This is a genomic window from Aeromonas sp. QDB18 (genome assembly GCF_027705325.1).
GTDB classification, from domain to species: Bacteria; Pseudomonadota; Gammaproteobacteria; order Enterobacterales; family Aeromonadaceae; genus Aeromonas; species Aeromonas caviae.
This window is the reverse complement of the sequence record NZ_JAPDBQ010000196.1, coordinates 1-6,046: the sequence shown is the minus strand read 5'-3', so window position 1 is coordinate 6,046 and position 6,046 is coordinate 1. Positions and strand designations below refer to the sequence as shown.

Sequence of the window (6,046 nt, the reverse complement as noted above, 5' to 3'; positions counted from 1 at the left end):
GTCAGTGCCTGCATAGAGAAAACAGACTACCCGCTCCCGGAAGAGTTGTTGTCAACATCCTCCCGGTGAACGGTTACTCCCCAGATGGCCCATCCCCCAGATGAAGAGCCCGGACAACCCTATCTGCATGATGCAGAGCAGGGCACTGGCCGATGCCACCTGATCCCCGCACACATCCAGCGCCTCCCCCATCGCCACCCCGAACCCGCAGGAAAAACCGATGCAGACCAGGGCACACCCTGCCAGCAGCCAGGACAGGCCGCCTTCGGGCCCGCTGCTGCACAACAGGGCGAGCAAAGCCAGCAGGTAGGCGAGATGGGAGAGCGCCAGCACCCTTGCCTTGCCGAGCCAGCGCAGCAGCAAGGGGGTCAGGAAGGAAGCGGACATGCTCACCCCGGCCATCGCCATCATCAGCCGGGTGTACTGCTCGGGAGGCAGGCCGAACGTGGTCATCAGGACGAAGGGCGAGACGCTCACATAGACCAGGATGGCGGCCACGCTGGCGCTGGTCAGCAAGGCGCGCTGCATGAAGGGGGCCGTGCCCAGCAGGGCCAGCGGCGATGCCCCCGCAGGCTGGCGGGCGGGGCGGGTCTCCTTGAGCAGTCGCAGGTTGACCAGGGCACTGATGGCGGCCACCAGCGCCATGCCCACGAAGATGCCGCGCCACTCGAAGTGCGACAGGATGAGATAACCGAGTACGGGAGCCAGCACCGGAATGACGCAGATCACGCCGTTGATGAGGGAGAGAGCCATCGCGAGGCGCGCCTGGCTCAGCACATCCCGCAGCACGGTGAAGGTCATGATGTAGAGCGCTCCAGCGCCCACCCCTTGCCAGAAACGCCCCAGATAAAACTGGGCGATGCCGGTCGCCTCCGCCGCCACCAGGGAGGCGACCACGAAGATGAGGGCGCCCCCCAGTACCACGGGGCGCCTGCCATGGCGATCCGCCAGCATGCCCCCCGGCAGCACGGTAGCCGCCATGCCCAGCAGATAGATGGAAAAAGCGGTGTGGATCTGCGCCTCGCTCCCCTGCAGGGTTTGCGCAATGCGGGGGACGGCCACCAGATAGAGATCGATCCCGAGGGGATAGAGGATGATCATCAGAAAAGTACACAGCAGAAACATACCCATGAAGGCTCCATAGCAGCAGGTTTCACCATCACAGGTGCGCTGTCAGCGAGATTGACAACTCAATCCTGCAAAAGCAGAGGAAGATGCCGGGCACTATAGAGCAGGCGGCCTGCCGGGGCCTAGTGACGAGATGGCACTCGGTGGATGCCAATCCGGACATCTCCCGCAGGAGAGGTCCGGATTGGCATGCTCATCGACCCGCCCCCTGCCAGGTCGCCCTTGAGGGGTCGGGTCCGAGGTAACGGGCACGCCGCGATGCGGCGTGCCCTCAAGGCTCAGCGAAGGCGCTCCATTACCTGGCCAGTTGCGTCAGGATGGCGTGGGCCGCCTTGATGCGCGCCTCGTTGGGGTAGTTGCGATTGGCCAGCATAACGACGCCGATCCCTTTGGCCGGCACGAAGGCCACATAGGCCCCGAAGCCGTTGGTCGAGCCGGTCTTGTTGAAGAGCACAGGGTGCCCTGTTGCAGCGGGCGCGGGCGCCGCCGGGTTGGCATTGTAAATCATCGCCGGGGAGTTGCCCGCCAGCAGCGTCTGCTCGCTGACGGGATAGGGGTAACGCTCCCAGCCCAGTCCCTGGGTCATCTCCCCCACCGCATACTGGCCCTGGTGAGTCAGATCGATGGCCTGCTGCATGGCCGCATTATCCACCCCGCTGATGTTGGCCTTCACAAAGCGCAGCAGATCCGCCGAGCTGGTCTTGATGCCGTAGGCCTCGTCCGCCAGCATGCCGGGAGTGACGCGGATGGGCTTGTCCTCCTTCGAGTAGCCGTAGGCGTAGTGCCCCATGGCCTGCTCGGGCACATTGAGGTAGGTATGGTACAGGCCAAGCCCCGGCAGGATCGTCTGCTCCATCAGGCGATCGAACGGCTGCTTCATGCTGCTCGCCGCCAGATAGCCAAAGAGCCCGATGCTGGGGTTGGCGTACTGGCGATGGGAACCCGGCGAGTAGGCTGGGGTCCACTGGCGGTAGTAGGCCTGCATCTTCTCGAGCGAATCCACCTCCTCGGGGAATTGCAGCGGCAAGCCGCCCGCGCTGTAGGTAGCCAGCTCCCCCATGGTGATGTTGTCAAAGGCGGATCCCTTGAGCCAGGGGGCGAACAGACTCGCCTTGTCATCGAGCTCGAAGCCCCCCTGCACCACGGCGTAGGCCCCCAGCGTCGCGGTCAGGGTCTTGCTCACGGAACCTATCTCGAACAGGGTCTGCTCGCTGACACCGACTGCGCGCTCCCGATCGGCCACACCGTAGTTGAAATAGTGGGCCTTGCCATCCTTGAGCACGGCCACCGCCATGCCCGGGATCCTGTGCTCCTTGAGCAGCGGCCGGATGCTGGCATCCACCACGGGGCGCAGGGGATCGGTCGCCGCCTTGTCACCGGCATGAGCCAGACCGGCCCACATCAGGGTGGCCAGAGCGCCCCACAGGATGGATTGTCGTTGTTGCATTGCATGTCTCCTGACTGTCGTTAGCAAGGTATCGCCATGGCGGCGAGTGATGAACCCAGCATAGTCCCGCGAGGTGTGCTGCCGATGAGGCTCTGTGAAGTCAGTGTGAAGCCGCCCCCTCTTTTTACCCATGAAAAAGGGGAGCCATGGCTCCCCTTCAATCACCTTGCAACGCAGGCTTATTTCTTGCCCGGGTTGTCCCAGATCCCCTCTTCCAGCTGGCTACGCAGCTCGGGGTATTTGTTGGCATCGAAGGTCGGCACGCGGCCCACCTTGAGCTGGTCGTTGTAGTCCTTGGCCAGCTTGATGGCGACGCCGGAGAGCAGCAGGATGGCCACCAGGTTGACGATGGCCATCAGCCCCATGGAGACATCCGCCAGAGCCCACACGGTCGGCAGTTCGCCCACGGAGCCGAACATCACCATGCCCAGCACGAACATCCGGAACAGCATCAGGCCGCCCTTGTGGTTGTGCTCGAGGAACACCAGGTTGGTCTCCGCATAGGAGTAGTTCGCCACGATGGAGGTGAAGGCGAAGAAGAAGATGGCCGCTGCGATGAAGATGTTGCCACCGCCGCCCACCTGGGAGGAGAGCGCGCGCTGGGTCAGCTCGACACCGGTCACGCCGGAACCCGGCTCGAACTGGCCGGACATCAGGATGATGGCGGCAGTACAGGTACAGATGACGATGGTATCGAGGAAGACCCCCAGCATCTGCACATAACCCTGGGAGGCCGGGTGCGGCGGATAGGGGGTGGCGGTGGCGGCAGCGTTGGGGGCAGAGCCCATGCCCGCCTCGTTGGAGAAGAGGCCGCGCTTGATGCCGTTGATCATCGCCTGGGAGATGGCATAGCCCATGGCGCCGGAACCCGCCTGCTCGATGCCGAAGGCAGACTTGATGATCAGGGCCAGCACGCCGGGCAGCTCGCTGATGTTCATGGCCACCACGAACAGCGCCATCAGGATGTAGGCGAGCGCCATGAAGGGCACCACCAGCTCGGCGAAACGGGCGATGCCGCGGATGCCGCCGAAGATGATGAGGCCGGACAGCACCACCAGGGCCAGACCGCTCACCCAGTCAGGGATGCCGAAGGCGACGTTCATGGCCAGGCTGATAGAGTTGGCCTGCACCGCGTTGAACACCAGACCGAAGGCCAGCAGCAGGCAGAGGGAGAAGACCACCCCCATCCAGCGCATGCCGAGGCCGCGTTCCATGTAGTAGGCGGGACCGCCCCGGTAGTTGCCATCCTCATCCTTGACCTTGTAGAGCTGGGCCAGGGTGCTCTCCACGAAGGCGGTGGCCATGCCGATGAAGGCGATCAGCCACATCCAGAAGACGGCGCCAGGGCCACCCAGATAGATGGCGACGGCCACACCGGCCAGATTGCCCGTCCCGACGCGTGCCGCCAGGCTGGTACACAGAGCCTGGAAGGAGGAGATGCCGGCGCTGTCGGATTTGCGACTGTTGCGCAGGACCGAGAACATGTGGCCGAAGTGGCGGATCTGGATAAAGCCCAGGCGGAAGGTAAAGAAGATACCGACCCCGATCAGCAGGTAAATGAGCACGGCTCCCCACATCAGGTCGTTAATCATTGCAATCAAGGTGTCCATAATTCTCTCGTTGTTATCACATCCATGGCCAGTCTGCGCTGACCGCTCTCTGTCAATTTCCGAACCAGCATTGCGCCGAAGGGGCGGAATCTAGCATAGGGAGGGAATTCAGAATAGTGACAGGGCTCACTGGGGAGACAAAAAACGAGTAATCTGATGCAAAAAAGCTTCATTTAGCACGCAATAAATCAACAAAAATTGATGCGCTACCCAGCGCCCTTACAAATTAGAGCCAATAGAGAACCATTTTACAACTCATCCCATGGGGGTAAAAACCGCTGAGTGAAACGACATCAGGGAGACAAGCGTTTGCCTCTCATGCCCCATCGGCAAGGGGTTGTAACGCAAAACGTTTTACACGTAATTAAATTTCAAGTAGCTGACAGAACTATTTATGTGACCTCCCGCACAAATTCATGAATCCACCAAAATAATTGCGCTTTTCCATGTCGGAGCCAGCCGCCACACCATGAATAAAACTCGTTTTTTATCAAACACTTTCACTCGACAGCCGGTACCGCTTTCACCACCTGGCTGATTCGCATACAAGCCCCCCTATTGCAGGATGCGCCACATCCGTATTAATTAGGCAGGCAATGACGATGGGGCCTGCCCATCGCCCCTTTCTGAGCCTGAGCCGCCGGGATTTTGTAATTTAATTTCAGAACTGCCGTCTCATGCCCGCCACCCTGGGATTGCTCCCTCATAAAGAGATGATATTTGCCATGGCCGATAAATTGACCCAGCTGAAAGCCCTGACCACAGTGGTTGCCGATACCGGCGACATCGAAGCCATCAAGCGCTACCAGCCCATCGATGCCACCACCAACCCCTCTCTGGTACTCAAGGCCTCCGAGATCCCCGAGTACGCAGCCCTGATCCAGGACGCCATTGCCTGGGCCAAATCCCAGAGCCAGGACAAGGCACAGCAAATCATCGACGCAGGCGACAAGCTGGCGGTCAACATCGGCCTCGAAGTGCTGAAAATCGTCCCGGGTCGCATCTCCACCGAAGTGGACGCCCGCCTCTCCTTCGACACCGACGCCAGCATCGCCAAGGCCCGCAAGCTGATCCGCCTCTACAACGAAGCCGGCATCAGCAATGATCGCATCCTGATCAAGCTGGCCTCCACCTGGGAAGGGATCCGTGCCGCCGAGGTGCTGGAGAAAGAGGGTATCCAGTGCAACCTGACCCTGCTGTTCTCCTTCGCCCAGGCTCGTGCCTGTGCCGAAGCCGGCGCCTTCCTCATCTCCCCCTTCGTGGGCCGCATCCTCGACTGGTACAAGGCCAAGAACGGCCGTGACTACACCGCCAGTGAAGATCCGGGCGTGGTCTCCGTCACCGCCATCTACAACTACTACAAGCAGCACGACTACCCGACCGTGGTCATGGGCGCGAGCTTCCGCAACACCGGCGAAATCCTGGAACTGGCCGGCTGCGACCGCCTGACCATTGGCCCCGCTTTGCTGGAAGAGCTGAGCAAGGCTGAAGGCACCGTGGTGCGCAAGCTGGACTACACCGGCGAGCGCACAGCCAAACCGGCCCCGATGACCGAAGCCGAATTCCGCTGGGAGCTGAACCAGGACGCCATGGCCGTCGAGAAACTGGGGGAAGGCATCCGCCTGTTCGCCATCGACCAGGGCAAGCTGGAAACCATGCTGGCAAGCCACCTGTAAGGCCGCTCGCCACACGGCTCTCACAGAGCGAAGTGGCGCCGCAAAAACCGGGCTCCCGCAAGGGCAGCCCGGTTTTTTTGTGCCTGTTTCCGGTTGTCACAACTTCGTCATAATACCAATCGGATTAAACATTAGGTCAGTTTTATCCAATCTCGGCTACAAAGTGACATCACCCGCTCCACATC

General features: G+C 61.2%; 4 protein-coding genes. 1 reads left to right on the top strand and 3 read right to left on the bottom strand.

Features of this window, described 5'->3' with window-relative positions; all coding sequences use genetic code 11:
* Positions 1-51: 51 nt before the first annotated feature.
* The 3 genes from OKC30_RS19480 to OKC30_RS19470 all read right to left on the bottom strand — a co-directional run bounded on the left by OKC30_RS19480 (position 52) and on the right by OKC30_RS19470 (position 4,185).
* The gene (locus tag OKC30_RS19480; protein ID WP_270809761.1) at positions 52-1,131 is read right to left on the bottom strand and encodes an MdtL family multidrug efflux MFS transporter; all 1,080 of its coding nucleotides are present in this window, start codon (positions 1,129-1,131) and stop codon (positions 52-54) included.
* Between the two features lie 292 nt (positions 1,132-1,423).
* Positions 1,424-2,575, bottom strand: a complete 1,152-nt coding sequence (gene blaMOX, locus OKC30_RS19475) for a CMY-1/MOX family class C beta-lactamase (RefSeq protein ID WP_160839033.1) — start codon at positions 2,573-2,575, stop codon at positions 1,424-1,426.
* A gap of 179 nt (positions 2,576-2,754) precedes the next feature.
* Entirely contained in the window at positions 2,755-4,185 is a 1,431-nt protein-coding gene (locus OKC30_RS19470; protein ID WP_104455510.1) for an alanine/glycine:cation symporter family protein, read from the bottom strand.
* 725 nt (positions 4,186-4,910) lie between these two features.
* Between OKC30_RS19470 and tal the strand changes: the two genes are divergently transcribed.
* Positions 4,911-5,861 (top strand): transaldolase, encoded by a 951-nt coding sequence (tal, locus tag OKC30_RS19465; protein WP_010673859.1) that lies wholly within the window; start codon positions 4,911-4,913, stop codon positions 5,859-5,861.
* Positions 5,862-6,046 lie beyond the last annotated feature (185 nt).

Bases quoted from the DNA above. Each gene is read 5' to 3' on its own strand.
- OKC30_RS19480 (WP_270809761.1), bottom strand. From the start codon at position 1,131: ATGGGTATGTTTCTGCTGTGTACTTTTCTGATGATCATCCTCTATCCC.
- blaMOX (WP_160839033.1), bottom strand. From the start codon at position 2,575: ATGCAACAACGACAATCCATCCTGTGGGGCGCTCTGGCCACCCTGATG.
- OKC30_RS19470 (WP_104455510.1), bottom strand. From the start codon at position 4,185: ATGGACACCTTGATTGCAATGATTAACGACCTGATGTGGGGAGCCGTG.
- tal (WP_010673859.1), top strand. From the start codon at position 4,911: ATGGCCGATAAATTGACCCAGCTGAAAGCCCTGACCACAGTGGTTGCC.